This window comes from Psychrobacillus sp. FSL W7-1493 (assembly GCF_038004905.1).
Taxonomy (GTDB): domain Bacteria; phylum Bacillota; class Bacilli; order Bacillales_A; family Planococcaceae; genus Psychrobacillus.
The window spans coordinates 1,583,268-1,601,147 of sequence record NZ_JBBOSB010000001.1; the positions used below are offsets into that span (position 1 = coordinate 1,583,268).

Annotated in this window: 14 protein-coding genes and 1 other annotated feature; of the genes, 11 read left to right on the forward strand and 3 right to left on the reverse strand. The window is 39.0% G+C overall.

The features are described from left to right. Positions 1-59 precede the first annotated feature (59 nt). The 10 genes from clpX to MKX96_RS08060 all read left to right on the forward strand — a co-directional run bounded on the left by clpX (position 60) and on the right by MKX96_RS08060 (position 12,104). Positions 60-1,331 carry an ATP-dependent protease ATP-binding subunit ClpX gene (gene clpX, locus MKX96_RS08015; protein ID WP_340883135.1) on the forward strand — a complete coding sequence of 424 codons (1,272 nt, stop codon included), beginning with the start codon at positions 60-62 and terminating at the stop codon, positions 1,329-1,331. Between the two features lie 161 nt (positions 1,332-1,492). Next, positions 1,493-3,808 carry an endopeptidase La gene (lon, locus tag MKX96_RS08020; protein ID WP_169359865.1) on the forward strand — a complete coding sequence of 772 codons (2,316 nt, stop codon included), beginning with the start codon at positions 1,493-1,495 and terminating at the stop codon, positions 3,806-3,808. Continuing rightward, positions 3,809-4,390, forward strand: a complete 582-nt coding sequence (gene yihA, locus MKX96_RS08025; RefSeq protein ID WP_169359866.1) for a ribosome biogenesis GTP-binding protein YihA/YsxC — start codon at positions 3,809-3,811, stop codon at positions 4,388-4,390. Between the two features lie 545 nt (positions 4,391-4,935). Then, complete coding sequence (gene hemA / locus MKX96_RS08030) at positions 4,936-6,300, forward strand: glutamyl-tRNA reductase (protein ID WP_340883136.1); 1,365 nt, start codon at positions 4,936-4,938, stop codon at positions 6,298-6,300. An 83-nt stretch (positions 6,301-6,383) separates the two neighbouring features. Beyond that, complete coding sequence (ccsA, locus tag MKX96_RS08035) at positions 6,384-7,214, forward strand: cytochrome c biogenesis protein CcsA (protein WP_340883137.1); 831 nt, start codon at positions 6,384-6,386, stop codon at positions 7,212-7,214. Between the two features lie 16 nt (positions 7,215-7,230). Further along, positions 7,231-8,160 (forward strand): hydroxymethylbilane synthase, encoded by a 930-nt coding sequence (gene hemC / locus MKX96_RS08040; RefSeq protein ID WP_340883138.1) that lies wholly within the window; start codon positions 7,231-7,233, stop codon positions 8,158-8,160. After that, positions 8,153-8,908, forward strand: a complete 756-nt coding sequence (locus tag MKX96_RS08045; RefSeq protein WP_340883139.1) for a uroporphyrinogen-III synthase — start codon at positions 8,153-8,155, stop codon at positions 8,906-8,908. Before hemC ends, MKX96_RS08045 begins: the two co-directional genes overlap by 8 nt. Positions 8,909-8,913: 5 nt before the next feature. After that, positions 8,914-9,897 carry a porphobilinogen synthase gene (gene hemB / locus MKX96_RS08050; RefSeq protein WP_340883140.1) on the forward strand — a complete coding sequence of 328 codons (984 nt, stop codon included), beginning with the start codon at positions 8,914-8,916 and terminating at the stop codon, positions 9,895-9,897. Next, complete coding sequence (gene hemL / locus MKX96_RS08055; protein ID WP_340883141.1) at positions 9,897-11,189, forward strand: glutamate-1-semialdehyde 2,1-aminomutase; 1,293 nt, start codon at positions 9,897-9,899, stop codon at positions 11,187-11,189. The genes hemB and hemL overlap by 1 nt, the downstream gene beginning before the upstream one ends. A 228-nt stretch (positions 11,190-11,417) precedes the next feature. Further along, positions 11,418-12,104 (forward strand): hypothetical protein, encoded by a 687-nt coding sequence (locus MKX96_RS08060; RefSeq protein WP_340883142.1) that lies wholly within the window; start codon positions 11,418-11,420, stop codon positions 12,102-12,104. Here the strand turns inward: MKX96_RS08060 and MKX96_RS08065 are convergent. Next, a complete protein-coding gene (locus tag MKX96_RS08065) occupies positions 12,084-12,275 on the reverse strand; it encodes a hypothetical protein (protein ID WP_169359874.1) in 192 nt (63 codons plus the stop codon). The two genes, MKX96_RS08060 and MKX96_RS08065, sit on opposite strands and share 21 nt — an antisense overlap. A 73-nt stretch (positions 12,276-12,348) precedes the next feature. Beyond that, positions 12,349-12,575, forward strand: a binding site (T-box leader). Positions 12,576-12,620: 45 nt separating this feature from the next. Here MKX96_RS08065 and MKX96_RS08070 point away from each other — a divergent pair. Further along, a complete protein-coding gene (locus tag MKX96_RS08070) occupies positions 12,621-15,263 on the forward strand; it encodes a valine--tRNA ligase (protein ID WP_340883143.1) in 2,643 nt (880 codons plus the stop codon). An 891-nt stretch (positions 15,264-16,154) separates the two neighbouring features. On the opposite strand, the gene MKX96_RS08075 is transcribed toward MKX96_RS08070, so the two are convergent. Continuing rightward, on the reverse strand, positions 16,155-16,964 hold the full coding sequence (locus MKX96_RS08075; protein WP_340883144.1) for an ATP-grasp domain-containing protein: 810 nt from the start codon (positions 16,962-16,964) through the stop codon (positions 16,155-16,157). Next, on the reverse strand, positions 16,961-17,839 hold the full coding sequence (locus MKX96_RS08080; RefSeq protein WP_340883145.1) for an ATP-grasp domain-containing protein: 879 nt from the start codon (positions 17,837-17,839) through the stop codon (positions 16,961-16,963). The genes MKX96_RS08075 and MKX96_RS08080 overlap by 4 nt, the downstream gene beginning before the upstream one ends. Positions 17,840-17,880 lie beyond the last annotated feature (41 nt).

Genomic DNA, 17,880 nt, shown 5'->3' on the forward strand with positions numbered 1-17,880 from the left:
ATTATTTGATTCTGGACAAAGAATCTTGTAAGATAATGGCTTGAATAGGGGTGAATATTTTGTTCAAATTCAATGATGAAAAAGGGAACTTAAAATGTTCTTTTTGTGGCAAGCCACAAGAACAAGTTCGTAAACTTGTTGCAGGACCTGGAGTTTACATTTGTGATGAATGTATAGATCTATGTTCTGAGATAGTGGAAGAGGAACTTGGCACAGAAGAAGAAGTAGAGTTCAAAGAAGTTCCAAAACCAAAAGAAATTTTAGCTATTCTTGATGAATACGTAATTGGCCAAGAGCGAGCAAAAAAATCACTTGCAGTAGCTGTTTATAACCATTACAAACGTATTAATTCCAATAGCGTAATTGATGAAGTTGAATTATCTAAATCAAACATAGTTTTAATCGGACCAACAGGGAGCGGTAAAACTTTACTAGCTCAAACTTTAGCTAGAATTCTGAATGTTCCTTTTGCTATTGCAGATGCGACTTCATTAACAGAAGCTGGGTATGTTGGAGAAGATGTTGAAAATATCCTGTTAAAGCTTATTCAGTCAGCAGACTATGATATTGAAAGAGCAGAAAAAGGTATTATATATATAGATGAAATAGATAAAGTAGCTCGAAAATCTGAAAATCCTTCTATTACTAGAGATGTTTCAGGTGAAGGGGTACAACAAGCACTTCTAAAAATATTAGAAGGAACTGTTGCAAGCGTTCCACCACAAGGCGGACGTAAGCATCCCCATCAAGAATTCATTCAAATAGATACAACAAACATATTGTTTATCGTTGGAGGAGCATTTGATGGAATCGAACAAATTATTAAACGCCGTTTAGGTGAAAAAGTAATTGGTTTCGGTGCAGATCCAAATAAAGCTATAGTAGATGTAAAATCAGTATTATCCCAATTAATTCCTGAGGATTTACTAAAGTTTGGTTTAATTCCAGAATTCATAGGACGACTTCCAGTATTAGCTAGCTTAGAGCAATTGGATGACAAAGCATTAGTGCAAATTCTTACTGAGCCTAAGAATGCATTAGTGAAGCAATACCAAAAAATGATTGAGTTGGATAATGTTAAGTTAACATTTGAAGATGAAGCTTTAGTGGAGATTGCGAAAGAAGCTATTGAGCGTAAGACTGGTGCTCGTGGATTACGTTCTATCATTGAGAATACAATGCTAGACGTTATGTATGAATTACCATCTCGTGAAGATATTGTGGAATGTGTGATTACGAAAGAAACAATTACACAACACTCTCGTCCTAAGCTTTTATTGGAAGATGGGTCTGAACTTAAAGAAATAGACAACGAAAAAACATCGGCTTAATAGCCATTGAAAAAGCTGGCTTCCAAACTACGTGCTTTAGGCGCGAGCAAGGATGTCAGCTATTTCTCTTTATAACGTGAAATCTACCTCTTTTTATCCAGAGGATTTACTGTATTATTAGGATATATAAAGGATACAATATGATGGAGGTGACTTCCAAGATGGCAGAAAAGACATATTACCCGGTATTACCCCTTCGTGGATTATTTATATTTCCTACCATGGTGCTTCATATAGATATAGGTCGCGAGCGTTCCATCGCCGCTTTGAACACAGCAATGGAACGTGAGGAAAAACTATTTCTTTCTGCTCAGAGGGATTTAGGTATTGAACAGCCAGTGCAAGAGGATATTTATGATGTGGGAATAATTGCACATATAAAACAAGTGGTTAAACTACCTAACGGGACGATGAGAGTTTTAGTAGAAGGTTTACAGCGTGCAATTTGGGATGAATATAAAGTGACAGATACAATTGACGAGGTTACTGTATCGGCTTATATTGAGCCTAAAAATGCTGATCAAGAAGATCAAGCTTTAATGCGTACTCTATTACATAATTTCGAAAAGTATTCTAAAGCTTCGAAGCACGTATCGGAGGAAACATATCGTTCAGTAGCTGATATTGAAGAACCAGGTAGATTAGCTGATATGATCGCAGCAGCTCTGCCGTTAAAGATTTCAGGCAAACAAGAGATTTTGGAAATTATGGATGTTAAAGAGCGCATGGAAACTTTAATCGTGCAGCTTTATAATGAACAAGAAATTTTGAATCTTGAGAAAAAAATAAATAATCGAGTTAAAAATGCGATGGAAAGAACACAAAAAGAGTTCTACCTCCGTGAGCAAATGAAGGCGATTCAAACAGAGCTTGGTGATAAAGAAGGTAAGACTGGCGAGGTTGCCGAGTTAAAAAAACGTATTGAAAAAGCAGGCTTACCTGAGTCTACTAAAAAGAATGTACTGAAGGAATTAGACCGATATGAAAAGTTGCCAACTCAAGCTCCAGAAAGTGGAGTAATTCGTAACTATATTGAATGGATTGTCTCTATTCCATGGTCCAATTCTACAGAAGATCAGTTAGATATTAAACGCTCAGAGCAAATTCTAGATCGCGATCATGATGGATTAGAAACTGTTAAAGAACGCGTGCTTGAGTATTTAGCAGTTCGTCAATTGACTAAATCACTAAGAGGACCAATTCTTTGTCTGTCGGGACCACCCGGAGTGGGGAAAACCTCATTAGCGAAATCTATTGCAGAGTCCCTAGGTAGAAAATTCGTTCGTATCTCTCTTGGAGGGGTAAGAGATGAGTCAGAAATCCGTGGACATAGAAGAACCTATGTAGGCTCTATGCCTGGTCGTATTATTCAAGGAATGAAAAAGGCAGGGACGATCAATCCGTTAATTCTCTTAGATGAAATTGACAAGATGTCCAATGACTTCCGTGGAGATCCTGCAGCTGCAATGCTAGAAGTGCTAGATCCAGAGCAAAATAACTCCTTTAGTGATCACTACATTGAGGAGACCTATGACTTATCCAATGTATTGTTTATTGCTACTGCTAATGATTTAAGCACAATTCCAGGTCCATTAAGAGACCGTATGGAAATTATATCAATTGCGGGATATACAGAAATTGAAAAGCTGTCTATTGCTAAAAATCACTTGCTACCAAAGCAGCTGAAAGAGCATGGATTAAAGAAAACTCAGCTTCAAGTGAAGGACGATGCACTTATAGATGTGATTCGTTATTACACTCGTGAGGCGGGTGTTCGTAGCTTAGAGAGAGTATTAGCTAATATTTGCCGTAAAGCAGCTCTCCTGATTGTTTCAGGTGATAAAAAACGAGTTACTATTTCCACAAAGAATTTGGAAGATACTATTGGTAAGCGAAAATTCCGTTATGGACAAGCAGAGTCGGAAAATCAAGTAGGTGTTGCAACTGGTCTTGCTTATACAACAGTTGGTGGGGATACACTTCAAATAGAAGTCTCCTTATCAGCCGGGTCTGGTAAATTACAGCTTACAGGTAAACTTGGAGATGTTATGAAGGAATCGGCTCAAACTGCGTTATCTTATGTTCGCTCTAAGGCAGCTGATTTCGGAATTGATCCTACCTTCCATGAAAATAAGGATATTCATATTCACGTACCAGAAGGTGCTGTTCCAAAGGATGGCCCATCTGCAGGTATAACGATTGTGACGGCACTTGTTTCTGCACTATCTAAACGCCCAATTCTACGTGAGGTCGGGATGACTGGTGAGGTTACATTAAGAGGTCGTGTGTTGCCAATCGGTGGTTTAAAAGAAAAAACATTAAGTGCTCATCGCGCTGGTTTGACGACAATTATTTGTCCGAAAGACAACGAGCGTGATATTGAAGATATTCCAGAAAGTGTTCGCGAAGTATTAACATTCCATTTTGTTTCCGATGCTGAAGAGGTGCTTCAACTTGCATTAGAGGAGGCAAAATAAATGAAAATTCATAACGTCGAACTATTAATAAGTGCCGTAAGGCCAGCGCAATATCCAGAAGGTGACTTGCCGGAATTTGCGCTTGCTGGGCGGTCCAATGTTGGGAAATCCTCGTTCATCAATAAGATGATTGGGCGAAAAAGCATGGCTCGTATTTCTTCCAAGCCAGGAAAGACACAAACACTGAACTTTTATAAGCTAGAAGAAGATCTGCTATTTGTCGATGTACCTGGATACGGATATGCAAAGGTATCAAAATCAGAACGTGCCGCGTGGGGTAAAATGATTGAAACTTATTTTACCTCTCGTGAGGTTCTAAAAGGTGTACTATTAATAGTGGATTTAAGACATCCACCTACTAAAGATGACTGTATGATGTATGATTTCTTGAAGCATTACAACATTCCATGTATCGTAATCGCTACAAAAGCGGACAAAATTCCTAAAGGAAAATGGGACAAACATAAGAAGATTGTAAAAGACGAACTTCAAATGGATAAAAGCGATCCACTAATTGTTTTCTCTTCTGAAACTGGACTAGGATTCGATGCAGCTTGGAAGGAAATCGAAACTAGAATGTAGTATTTTCATATATACTCTTTTATGCCTTAAATTAAGTCGTTAATAAGTCTAGATAAGATTAAAAAAGATTAATTGGGGAATACCATCCTTAGTTAATCTTTTTTTGTGCGAATTAATCTAACTATTATTACTGAGTAGAGAATCATGTTATTTATATCCTTTTTATGAATTAAATAAAGATTGATTTTCACTCTAGGCGGACGCTTTCCGCGGGGTGAGCGATAAGCCATCACCCATCGCTTACGCGCGTGGTTGTGATGTCTTATCTGTCTCACTCATCCCGCCGGAGTCGCCGCCTGCCGTTACAATCAATCACAGAGAATGTCCATCTCGAAAAGCTAAAAATTAAATTAAATTAAATTGAATAGTTAATCTTTTATAAACTTGGACAGAATGTTTGTATATGCGAATAGTTTTTGCTATTATTAATTTATAATAATTCTAATTAAGATTTCATAGCTTGTTCACAAATGTCGAATTCTCTACTTGTGAACCTATGCTATAATAGGTCTTATGAAATGAACGTGAAAGGGTGACATGACTCCATGCACACACTAGTGGTAGGTGTCAATTATCGTACTGCACCTGTTGAGATTCGTGAAAAGCTTTCTTTTGTTGAAGCGGAGCTTCCAAATGCGATGCAGGCGTTACAAGAACAGAAAAGTATTTTAGAAAACGTTATTGTGTCTACATGCAACCGTACTGAAATTTACGCTACTGTAGATCAATTGCATACAGGAAGATACTATGTAAAACAATTTCTAGCAAATTGGTTCGATATCCCGATGGAGAACCTTTCTAGATATTTATTTATTCATGAAGACAATGAAGCAAATAATCACTTATTCCGTGTTACTGCTGGAGTCGACTCCATGGTTCTAGGGGAAACTCAAATTCTGGGACAAGTGAAGAAGAGCTTTTTAAATGGGCAAGAAAATGGGACAACTGGTACGATATTTAACCAATTATTTAAACAAGCAGTGACGTTTGCGAAACGTGCTCATGCGGAGACATCTATTGGTGAAAATGCAGTATCTGTTTCTTATGCAGCAGTTGAGTTAGGTAAAAAAATATTTGGTTCGCTAAATCATAAGCACGTGGTCATCCTAGGTGCTGGGAAAATGGGCGAGTTAGCTATCCAAAACCTACATGGTAGCGGGGCTGAAAAGGTAACGGTTATAAACCGTACGTATGAGAAAGCAAAGGAGCTTGCGTCTAAATTCGCTGGAAACGCTAAGCCGATGGACGAACTTCAATGTGCTCTATTAGAGGCTGATATTCTTATCAGTTCTACTGGTGCCACTGAGTATGTAATTGACTATGAGCTAATGCAATTTGTAGACCGTTTACGTAAAGGCAAGCCTTTATTCATGGTAGACATTGCTGTACCGCGCGACTTAGATCCACGTATCGGTGATTTACCAAACGTGTTCTTATATGATATTGATGATCTTCAAGGAATTGTAGAAGCGAATCTTGCAGAAAGAGAACGTGCTGCAGTCCAAATCAATAAAATGATTGAGACAGAAATTGATCAGTTTAATGAATGGGTAGCTACGCTTGGAGTAGTGCCAATCATATCTGCATTACGTCAAAAAGCTAACAGAATTCAAATGGAAACAATGAGTTCTATTGAAAACAAGATGCCAAACTTATCTGATCGTGAACGAAAAATATTAAATAAACATACGAAATCAATCGTTAATCAGCTTTTAAAAGAGCCAATATTACAAGCTAAAGAGCTTTCTACGTCTAAAAATCCAGGTGAACAGCTTCAATTATTCCAACAGATCTTTGGTATTGAGGATGATGTGAAAATGGAAGTCGAAAGCCAAGCTGAAAAAGCAAAAATTAATTTGAAGCAAGCGTTAATGCATCAAGATTTAAAAGAGAACTTAACGTTCAATTAATCTAAAGGAGGTGTTTTTGTATCTTTATGGCAACTAGAGAGATATAAAAACACCTTTTTTGTTGTACAAAGGGAGAAATTTATATGGCTGATTTGACGATGACACGGCTCCACGAGATTATGGTCGTCCTTCAATCCGTTAGCCTTGTCTTCTATTTTATAGATTATCTTAATAAGGATCGGCAAGTTCATCGCTTGGCGGTAGGGCTTCTTTCCATCGTCTGGCTACTTCAAACGGTGTTTTTAGTGTTGTATATGATTGAAATGAAGCGCTTTCCAATTTTATCGTTGTTTGAAGGGATTTACTTTTATGCATGGCTCATCATTTTGCTTTCCTTAGTCATGCAGCTAGTTTTCAAATCAGATTTGCCTGGATTCTTTTTAAATATTATTGGTTTCATATTTATGACTATCCATACATTTGCCCCGAGCCAATTGGAGCAATCTCCAGTGGGTGATGCACTCCGATCGGAGTTATTATTCATTCATATTACATTTGCTTTTTTAGCATACGCAGCATTTGCTTTATCGTTTGTTTTTTCTATTCTTTATTTGATATTGTATAGAGTGTTGAAGAAGAAAAAATGGACAAAGCAATTTAGTAGATTACCTTCTCTACAGCATGCGGAAACAGGAATGACCCTGTCTATTATTACTGGAATACCTTTATTGTTTGTAAGTCTCGTTCTTGGGTTACAATGGGCTTATATATCTTTAAATGAGTTTTCTATATTTGATTTTAAGATTGTTAATTCCTTTATTCTATTAGTTCTATATATTGTCGTTCTTTTAATAAGAAAGGGTGTACGATATAAAGGAACGAATTATGCGTGGATTCACGTATATGCATTTTTATTTGTTATAATTAATTTTTTACTAGGTAGTCAATTATCACAATTCCACTTTTGGTATTAAGAAAGGTAGCGTGTTTATGCGTAAAATTATTGTAGGTTCAAGAAGAAGTAAATTAGCTCTAACACAAACAAATTGGTTTATCCAACAAATGAAAGATATGGGCGCACCATTTGAGTTTGAAGTAAAAGAGATTGTTACAAAAGGTGATCAAATCCTAAATGTAACACTTTCCAAAGTTGGAGGGAAAGGTCTATTCGTTAAGGAAATTGAGCAAGCGCTATTTGACAAGGAAATAGATTTTGCCGTACATAGCATGAAGGATATGCCATCAGTCTTGCCTCCTGGCTTAGTAATGGGATGTACTCCTAAGCGTATCGATGAACGTGATGCTTTCATTTCTACAGGACATGTGAAGCTAATGGATTTACCTAAGGGAGCTATTGTAGGGACAAGTAGTCTACGCAGAAGCGCTCAATTACTATTATTACGTCCAGATATCGAGATTAAGTGGATACGAGGCAACGTGGATACAAGACTACAAAAGCTTCAAGACGGAGAATATGATGCTATTATATTGGCTGCAGCTGGACTTAAACGACTTGGCTGGAGTGATGAAGTAGTTACTGAATACATTTCGGTAGAGGATTGTGTACCGGCTGTTGGACAAGGATCGTTAGCGGTTGAATGTCGTGAGGATGACGCTGAGCTACTAGCTGAGCTTCAAAAGCTTTCAGACAAAGAAACTTGGGATACTGTACATGCTGAACGTGCATTCTTAGCAGCTATGGATGGCGGATGTCAGGTACCAATTGCAGGACATGCAGTTATGAATGGCAATGAAATAACGTTCACTGGACTTATTGCAGCACCAGATGCGTCTGTTGTGTACAAAGAAGTAGTATCGGGAACAAACCCGGAAACAGTAGGAAAAGAAGCGGCACGAATTGTTACAGAACAAGGAGCTTATGATTTAATCCAAAAGGTTAAGGCTGATTTAAATGTCTAAAAATTCACCTCTACAAAATGAGCATATCATTTTTACAGGGGTGAATAGATCAGATGAGGCAGCAAACCTTACTGCTAGTTTAGGAGGGGTTCCTTATGTGGCACCCTTCATAGCTACTAAGGAAATTGTGGAGCTCGAAGACAAAGATAAACTCTTAAACAGTAAAGCTTACCAATGGTTTATATTTACGAGTCAGGCTAGTGTAGCTGCCTTTCATCAAAAGATGCTTACCTATCATTTAGGTGTAGAAGCTTTTCAGGTTAAAATGGCCGCTGTCGGTTCAAAAACGGCGTCAGCTCTCGAAAAAATTGGATTTACAATAGATTTTATGCCGACTATCTTTAGTGCGGATGTTTTTATTAAAGAGTTTCCACAGGTAGCAGTCCCGGATGATGCATGTTTGTATTTCCGAGGGAATCTTGCAAAAAATACAATTACAGAGGGCCTGGTCAATTCAGTTGATGAGTGGACAGTCTATGAGACCGTGATGCTAGAAGATAATGTGGAGATGGTGAAGAAGCTTTTAACTAGTGGGAATAGTTGCTCGGTAGTATTCACTAGTCCTTCCTCGGTTAATGCCTTTCATCAAACGATTGGCAAGGATTTAGGCTATAATAGCTTTACAGTATGTGCTATTGGTCATATAACGAAAAACCATTTAAAATCATTAGGTGTTACCGTGCAGGTAATGCCTAAAACCTATACTTTAACAGAGGTAGTAAATGCGCTAGCTCAATGGAAGGGATGAATGTAATGACAGACTTATATTTTCAACGTCACCGCCGTTTAAGACAATCGGCTGGTATTAGAGCAATGGTAAAAGAAACTTACTTACATAAAGAGGATTTAATCTATCCGATTTTCGTTATGGATGGAGAGAACATTAAAAATCCCGTTAACTCTATGCCGGGAGTTTTCCAATTTTCATTAGACCGTTTAGGTGAAGAAGTAGACGAGGTCGTTTCTTTAGGAATCCCATCCGTTATTTTATTTGGCTTACCTGCAACAAAGGATGCGGAGGGAACTCAAGCGTATCATGATCATGGAATTGTACAAAAGGCAATTCGCTTCATCAAGGAGCGTCATCCAAACTTAGTTGTTATAGCTGATACTTGCCTATGTGAATTTACGGATCACGGTCACTGTGGAGTAGTAGACGAGCATGAAAGAATACTGAATGACCCATCTTTAGATTTGTTAGCAAAGACAGCTGTAAGTCAGGCTCAAGCTGGAGCAGATATTATTGCACCTTCTAACATGATGGATGGATTTGTAACTGCTATTCGTCAAGGATTAGACAGAGCTGGTTTTCACGATATACCAATTATGTCGTATGCAGTTAAATACGCATCCGCTTATTACGGTCCATTCCGTGAAGCGGCAGATGGAGCTCCTAAATTTGGAGACCGCAAAACCTATCAAATGGATTATTCTAACCGAATGGAAGCTATACGCGAAGCCACTTCTGATATCGAAGAGGGAGCAGATTTCTTAATTGTTAAACCTGCACTAGCGTATTTGGATATTATTCGTGATGTTAGAAATAGCTTCGACGCTCCAATTGTTGCGTATAACGTGAGCGGAGAATATGCAATGGTGAAGGCTGCTGCCATCAATGGCTGGATAAACGAAAAAGAAACAGTTTTAGAAACGTTAACAGGAATGAAACGTGCTGGAGCAGATATCATCTTAACGTATCATGCTAAAGATGTAGCGCGTTGGTTGGAGGAGAAATAATGTCTAAATCATACAAATTATCTAAAGAAGCATTTGCAGAAGCAAAGGACTTAATGCCAGGTGGCGTAAATAGTCCGGTTCGTGCGTTTAAATCGGTCGACATGGATCCGATTTTCATGGAAAGTGGAAAAGGCGCTATATTGAAGGACATTGATGGTAATGAATACATTGATTACGTACTTTCTTGGGGACCACTTATTTTAGGTCATACGGAGCCGAATGTCGTGAAGGCAATTCAAGATGTAGCTGCAACTGGGACTAGCTTTGGAGCATCTACGTTAGTTGAAAATAAACTTGCAAAATTAGTTATGGAGCGAGTGCCATCAATCGAGATGGTCCGTATGGTTTCCTCTGGTACAGAGGCTACTATGAGTGCTTTGCGATTGGCTCGTGGCTACACAGGCCGCAACAAGATTTTAAAATTTGAAGGATGCTACCATGGACATGGAGACAGCCTTCTTATTAAAGCCGGTTCTGGTGTTGCTACACTAGGTCTTCCAGATAGCCCTGGTGTTCCAGAGTCGATTGCTAAAAATACGATTACGGCACCTTATAATGACATTGAGAGTGTTCGCTACGTGTTTGAAAACTTTGGTGACGATTTAGCAGCAGTTATTGTGGAGCCAGTGGCAGGTAATATGGGAGTTGTGCCTCCAATTGAAGGATTCCTCGAAGCATTGCGTGAATTAACAGAGAAAAATGGAACTGTTTTAATCTTTGACGAAGTAATGACGGGTTTCCGTGTTGATTATAACTGTGCACAAGGACATTTTGGTATTACTCCAGATTTAACTTGTTTAGGTAAAGTAATCGGAGGAGGCCTACCAGTAGGAGCTTTCGGTGGGAAACGCAAAATCATGGAAATGATTGCACCAGCAGGATCTGTATATCAAGCAGGTACGCTTTCAGGCAATCCTTTAGCAATGACAGCAGGCTATGAGACATTATCACGCTTGAATGAGGATACGTATAAGTATTTTGTGAAGCTTGGTGACATGCTTGAAAAAGGATTCAGAGAAGCTGCAAGCAAATACAACATTCCACATACAGTAAATCGTGCTGGGTCTATGATTGGCTTCTTCTTTACAAATGATAATGTTGTGAACTATGACGTAGCTAAAACGGCAGACCTTGACTTATTTGCAAAATACTATCGCCTAATGGCTGAGGAAGGAATTTATCTACCACCTTCTCAATTTGAAGGAATGTTCCTTTCCACTGCGCACACTGAGGAGCATATTGAAAAAACAATTCAAGCGTTCCATACAGTGTTTGAAAAATTAGCTCGATAATAAATATTAAAAACAGACAAACGTTCTAAGCAATTAGAATGGCTTGTCTGTTTTTTTGTATTTATTTTATATTTACAATTAGTTATAAGTAGAGGCGGAACTCACTGAGAAAATAGAAAAGATAGCGGAGACTGGGTAAAACTTTTGAAAAGCTGGCATAATTGAGAGGTTTTTTTCATATTTTCTTACGTTGAAACATAATTTGTCCTATATGAAGGAGGATGAAACATGGAAGTTAAAAGTTGGGAAGTAAAGGAACAGTTCTGTTTTCCACAAAGTTTTGGAGTGCCTAAGGAAGTAAAAACAATCAATGTAACCCCACAGTATTTTCATGAGGAAATGGACAATATGGTGCATATCAACGGTATTTATCACATTACTTGTCACGTGGAGTTCGAGGAGGGTGAAGTGGAGCATCACGCAACAAGTGAATTTACGGAAATCGAAGATCTAGATTTAAACGGTGAGCTTGGTTATTTTGAATATGCGGTACCGATGAGTGTAGAGATTAGTAAAGATAGAATACAAGCCGAAACGTTACCGACAGTTAGTATAGAAACTATAAATTGCAAGGCAGAGTCTGATGGTATTGAAATCGTATGGCTAGTGAATTGTGAATATGAGACGCAACGTCCGAAAACGGAGGAAGTAGTAGCAGAGGTAAGACAAGAAATGATTGAAGAAGTAGAAGAAACCCTAGTCTTAGAGTCTAGTAGCCATAGAGAGGCCTTTGTAAGCAATGAACAGCAGTCCCCACGTACGGTACAGGAACCAGTTCCGGAACAGACTAATGTGACGATTAAAAATAGAGAAGTGGAAAGCCCGGCTGAGGATGATTCTGAGCTACAGTTTATATTTAATTTGGAGGATGGGTATACCAAGCTTTCCTTTCCATCAAATAATGTCCTTAAATAATAGAAAACCAAGAAATGCTAGAAATACTAGCAAGAGAAAATCCCATGTTGTTGGAACAATTAAAACACGAACAAGTTGAAAGCAACCGATTGGTATAATGATTCCTTTCACGTAAAAACGAGTTCTTCGTAACCAGTCGGGCAGTAAATAGGGGTTGTATCCTCTTTTCATAGTGTTTTCCTCCTTTCACAAGACTATGCTTGACGGCATATAATAATATCCTATACAATAAAAACAACTATATATGGATGCTATGAATGGGAAGAGTAAAATGACACGGTTATCTAAAGAAAGGAAACAATTTGCTGAAATGTTTCCGTTAGCCACCATTTGAAGGTAGCCCAAGAGCAGCTTTTGTGAACTAACAGTAGCAATTGCCGGTTTGAAGCCGTTATCTAATTGAGAGCGTGATGTGTTGTATTGCATCTGCGAATAAAGGTGGTACCGCGAACAAACTCCTTCGTCCTTTAGTGATGATAGGAGTTTTTTTATATTCTTTTTTAAGGAGGAAACGATATGACAAATGAGACAACGATGTCAACCAAGTATGATCCGCAGTCAATCGAAAAAGGCCGCTATGAATGGTGGTTAAAAGGTAAATATTTTGAGGCGCATCCAGAAAGTGAAAAGGAACCATATACCATTGTGATTCCACCGCCTAACGTAACAGGGAAGCTACATTTAGGTCACGCCTGGGATACAACTCTTCAAGACATTATTATTCGCATGAAGCGTATGCAAGGATATGACGCTCTATGGCTACCAGGAATGGACCATGCAGGTATCGCTACACAAGCAAAGGTAGAAGAAAAATTACGTGCTGACAATATTTCGAGATATGACCTAGGTCGTGAAAAATTTGTGGAAGAAACTTGGAAATGGAAAGATGAATATGCAGGACATATTCGCAAGCAATGGTCAAAACTAGGTCTAGGCTTAGACTATTCTCGTGAACGCTTCACTTTAGATGAGGGTCTTTCCAATGCAGTAAAGGAAGTATTTGTTAAGCTTTATAACAAAGGCTTGATTTACCGCGGGGAATACATTATCAACTGGGATCCTGCTACAAAAACAGCACTATCTGATATCGAAGTAATTCATAAAGATATACAGGGTGCATTCTATCATATGCATTACCCACTTGCAGATGGTACTGGTTCGATCGATGTTGCAACAACTCGACCAGAAACAATGCTAGGGGATACAGCTGTTGCAGTACATCCTGAGGATGAGCGCTACAAACACTTAATCGGAAAAACGGTGAAATTACCAATAGTAGGCCGTGAAATTCCAATCGTAGCAGATGATTACGTTGATATGGAGTTTGGTAGTGGAGCGGTTAAGATTACTCCTGCACATGACCCAAATGATTTTGAAATAGGTAATCGCCATAACTTAGAGCGTATTTTAGTTATGCATGAAGATGGTTCAATGAACAAAAATGCAGCTAAATATGAAGGCTTAGATCGCTTTGAATGCCGCAAACAAATCGTAAAAGATCTTCAAGATGCAGGTGTTTTATTTAAAATTGAAGAGCATGCACATTCGGTAGGCCACTCTGAGCGAAGCGGAGCAGTAGTTGAGCCTTACCTTTCCACTCAGTGGTTTGTAAAAATGCAGCCACTTGCAGAAGAAGCAATAAAGTTGCAAGAGTCAGAGGGTAAGGTTAATTTTGTACCGGATCGCTTTGAAAAAACGTATTTACGTTGGATGGAAAATATACATGACTGGTGTATTTCCCGTCAACTATGGTGGGGACACAGAATTCCAGCATGGTACCATAAAGAAACTGGAGAAGTGTATGTTGGGCATGAGGCTCCAGCAGACGAAGAAAATTGGAAGCAGGATGAAGATGTTCTAGATACATGGTTCTCCTCTGCGTTATGGCCTTTCTCTACGCTAGGCTGGCCGGATGTAGATAACGAAGAGATGAAGAAGTATTACCCAACAAATGCCCTTGTTACAGGTTATGATATTATATTCTTCTGGGTGTCACGTATGATATTCCAAGGAGTAGAATTTACAGGAACTCGACCATTCGATGATGTTTTAATTCATGGCCTTGTACGTGCAGAAGATGGACGTAAGATGTCTAAATCCCTTGGAAATGGTATCGACCCAATGGATGTAATAGATAAGTACGGAGCAGATTCACTACGCTATTTCTTAAGTACTGGTTCTTCTCCAGGACAAGATTTACGTTTCTCAGTAGAAAAAGTAGAGGCTGTTTGGAACTTTGCCAATAAAATCTGGAATGCTTCACGTTTTGCATTGATGAATATGGATGGATTGAAATACGAGGAAATTAATTTAGATGGGAAAAAATCCGTTGCAGATGCTTGGATCCTAACTCGTTTAAATGAAACAATCGAACAAGTAACAAGACTTTCCGATAAATACGAGTTCGGTGAAGTTGGTCGTGCCCTATACAACTTCATCTGGGATGATTTCTGTGACTGGTATATCGAAATGTCGAAGCTCCCACTAAACGGAGAAGACGAAGAAGCGAAGCATATGACTCGGTCGGTTCTAGCATACGTATTAGACAACACGATGCGTTTATTGCACCCATTCATGCCTTTCATAACAGAAGAAATTTGGCAAAACCTACCTCATGAAGGCGAATCTATTACCGTAGCGACATGGCCGACAGTAAATGAAGAGCTTTCTGATCAAAGCCAAGCAGCAAGCATGAAATTACTAGCAGAGATCATTCGCTCTGTTCGTAACATCCGTTCAGAGGTACAAACACCGATGAGCAAAAAAGTACCGTTATACATTTCTGCAAAAGATGCAGATACGCTAGCAGTACTAGAAGCAAACGCAAAATATTTAGAGCGTTTCTGTAATCCAGAGCCTCTAGTAATCGGTCAAGACCTCGATGATCCAGGTCAATCGATGTCAGCAGTAGTAACAGGTGCTCTTTTATACCTTCCATTACAAGGCTTAATCGATATTGATGCTGAAAAAGCACGTCTGGAAAAAGAATTAGAAAAATGGGCAAAAGAAGTGAAGCTAGTTCAAGGGAAATTATCCAATGAACGCTTCGTATCAAAAGCTCCTGAGGCAGTAGTTGCTGAAGAGCGTGCAAAAGAACAGGATTACCTCGAAAAACACGCAACCGTTCTAAAACGTATTGAGGAATTAAATAGTTTGTAAAAAAGCAAGTGCAAGTGTAGCCAGTACCGATGAGGTATCTGGCTACACTTTTTTAATGGATAATGGTGTTTTAATATATTGCTGAGATGGAGCAATGGTGAGTGGGAAGTATTGTGAAGATGGTGCAGAACCTTGCAGAGACGGGGGAGAACCTTGCGGAGATGGAGTGGAACTTTGCGGAGACGGGGGAAAATCTTGCGGAGATGGAGTAGAACCTTGCGAGTGATAATGTGAAGCGGTGATGGAAAACGTATTAAAGAGATGGCAAAAAGAGTTGGGCGAACGGGTCGGAAGTGTTGCAGAAAAGAGGCAAAGTGTTGCGCGAATAGTCGGAAGTGTTGTGGGAAATAAAAGTATTGCGGGAAATAGAGAGAGTTGCGCGAACGAGTGGAAGTGTTGCAGAAAAGAGGCAAAGTGTTGCGCGAATGGCTGGAAGTGTTGCGGAAATGAGATGAAGTGTTGCGCGAAAACTCGAAGGTGTTGCGGAAAATAAAAGTGTTGCGGGAAATAGAGAAACTGTTGCGCGAATGGCTGGAAGTGTTGCGGAAATGAGATGAAGTGTTACGCGAAAACTCGAAGGTGTTGCGGGAAATAAAAGTGTTGCGGGAAATAGAGAAAGAGTTGCGCGAATGGCTGGAAGTGTTGCAGAAATGAGATGAAGTGTTGCGCGAAAACTCGAAGGTATTGCGGAGAATAAAAGTGTTTCGGGAAATAGAGAAAGAGTTGGGCGAACGGGTCGGAAGTGTTGCAGAAATGAGATGAAGTGTTGCGCGAAAACTCGAAGGTGTTGCGGGAGATAAAAGTATTGCGGGAAATAGAGAGAGTGTTGCACAACTGGCTGGAAGTGTTTCAGAATGAATGGCCACATAAACAAATAAAAGTACATCAAGCTTAACGCTCAATGTACTTTTTTAAATGCTCATCAATATATTTCATAATTGGTATAGCGATATCCGTCTGGGTTGTTTGATAATATGATCTTGCTCCAACAGGATCCTCTAATTCATTGAATAGCCATCTGCCGTCGGGTAGAAGTAAGAAATCAATTCCTACGTAATCGCTTTTAATGGCTTTTGCTATTTTAATCACATCTGATTCTTGAGTTGCAGAGAGCTCATATTTTTCTACGGTACCACCTAACGTGAAATTGGATTTAAAGCTATTTGGGGCACCGATTCTTTTTACTGCTCCAATTACCTCGCTACCTAGCATAAATACTCTTACATCGGTAGCATTCGTTTCTACATAAGCTTGAGCGATAATGGTCTGGGATGAAAAGTCACTTAGAAATACATCCGCATCTTGTGGTTCCGTAAACCTTTCTACCTGCATTCCCCCATGTCCGCCAGTCGTCTTAAGTACAACCGGATAATCTCGTATGTCTTCAACGTTGTTAATTTTATAGGTTGGAACTGTAGCGATTCCAAGCATTTGAACTAGCTGGATTGCTTTCCATTTATTATTAGCAATGACGTTGACCTCTGATCGGTTGAACATGGGAACACCGCGTTGCTCTAGCTTTTTTGAAAGCTCAGGATTCCTTGCTCGGAAGAAAATGAAATCACAATCCGGAAATTCAGTTTGATTATCGTCTATAACGGTAAGAGAATGGCCATGAGTTTTTGCTGCTTGGATTAGCCGATCTATAAAGCTTTGATTTCGCTCAATCTCTTTATATTCATATATCAATAGGCCGTTCATATAACAACAGCACCAATTTTAGATAAAATGTAGTTGATCATCGCATCTCCTACGTTAATGCCTGTGACGTTATAAATGTTACGTATATGGGCTACTCCGTTAACTTCACATACTAAAGGCTCTTCATTTTCCCCAAACAGAAGATCTACTCCTGCGAACTCAGCATTCAGTGCAGTAGCAGCTTGAATAGCTACTTCTTTTTGTCTTTCTGTTAAAATAATTTCAGTTGCAGTTCCACCGTTAGTAATATTAGCCCGGAAATCTGTAGCTGATTGGCGATGCATGCAAGCAACGACTTGTCCACCTACCACATTCACCCGTATGTCTCTTCCTCTGCTAGATTCAATAAATTGCTGGAATACATACTCTACTCCCTTTAGTTCTTCTACTTTATCAAAGAACTGCTCTCTTGTTTCTATTAGGTATACACGCTGACCAAAGGAGCCATGCGCTTCTTTAATAATCATTGGCAGTTGAAGTATTTGTAGCACATGTTCGTAATAACCTGTATGCATAATAGTGAATTCAGGATAAACTTTTGGTGCTATGATCGTTATTGGCATTGGTACATCAGCTTTTGCTAGCTCGAGATATTGATGTGCTTTGTTATCACAAATCTCAATTACACTAGGATCATTGAACACTGGTATGCCCGCATTCTTCAGATATTTCGCAAGCAAAATATCTTTATCTAGAAAGACGACAAAATCAGGCCTCGTTGATAAGCTTTCATGAACGTTCATCAGAAGTTCATAATTCTTTACTAAAATAGCTTGTAAGCCTTTTTTCTCTGCGGCTTCTTTAAGGAGGAGAGCCTGATCGAGAAACTTATCATGTGTAAGACTACCATTGTAAATGATCCAACAAGTTTGCATAATTAAATGACCTCCACGGGTACGTGTTATAATGTGTTCAC

What these genes read in the sequence shown, in the direction of transcription:
- hemL (WP_340883141.1), top strand. Translation starts at nt 9,897, where the DNA reads ATGTCTAAATCATACAAATTATCTAAAGAAGCATTTGCAGAAGCAAAG.
- MKX96_RS08045 (WP_340883139.1), top strand. Translation starts at nt 8,153, where the DNA reads ATGTCTAAAAATTCACCTCTACAAAATGAGCATATCATTTTTACAGGG.
- MKX96_RS08070 (WP_340883143.1), top strand. Translation starts at nt 12,621, where the DNA reads ATGACAAATGAGACAACGATGTCAACCAAGTATGATCCGCAGTCAATC.
- hemA (WP_340883136.1), top strand. Translation starts at nt 4,936, where the DNA reads ATGCACACACTAGTGGTAGGTGTCAATTATCGTACTGCACCTGTTGAG.
- ccsA (WP_340883137.1), top strand. Translation starts at nt 6,384, where the DNA reads ATGGCTGATTTGACGATGACACGGCTCCACGAGATTATGGTCGTCCTT.
- MKX96_RS08075 (WP_340883144.1), bottom strand. Translation starts at nt 16,964, where the DNA reads ATGAACGGCCTATTGATATATGAATATAAAGAGATTGAGCGAAATCAA.
- hemB (WP_340883140.1), top strand. Translation starts at nt 8,914, where the DNA reads ATGACAGACTTATATTTTCAACGTCACCGCCGTTTAAGACAATCGGCT.
- MKX96_RS08060 (WP_340883142.1), top strand. Translation starts at nt 11,418, where the DNA reads ATGGAAGTTAAAAGTTGGGAAGTAAAGGAACAGTTCTGTTTTCCACAA.
- hemC (WP_340883138.1), top strand. Translation starts at nt 7,231, where the DNA reads ATGCGTAAAATTATTGTAGGTTCAAGAAGAAGTAAATTAGCTCTAACA.
- lon (WP_169359865.1), top strand. Translation starts at nt 1,493, where the DNA reads ATGGCAGAAAAGACATATTACCCGGTATTACCCCTTCGTGGATTATTT.
- yihA (WP_169359866.1), top strand. Translation starts at nt 3,809, where the DNA reads ATGAAAATTCATAACGTCGAACTATTAATAAGTGCCGTAAGGCCAGCG.
- MKX96_RS08080 (WP_340883145.1), bottom strand. Translation starts at nt 17,839, where the DNA reads ATGCAAACTTGTTGGATCATTTACAATGGTAGTCTTACACATGATAAG.
- MKX96_RS08065 (WP_169359874.1), bottom strand. Translation starts at nt 12,275, where the DNA reads ATGAAAAGAGGATACAACCCCTATTTACTGCCCGACTGGTTACGAAGA.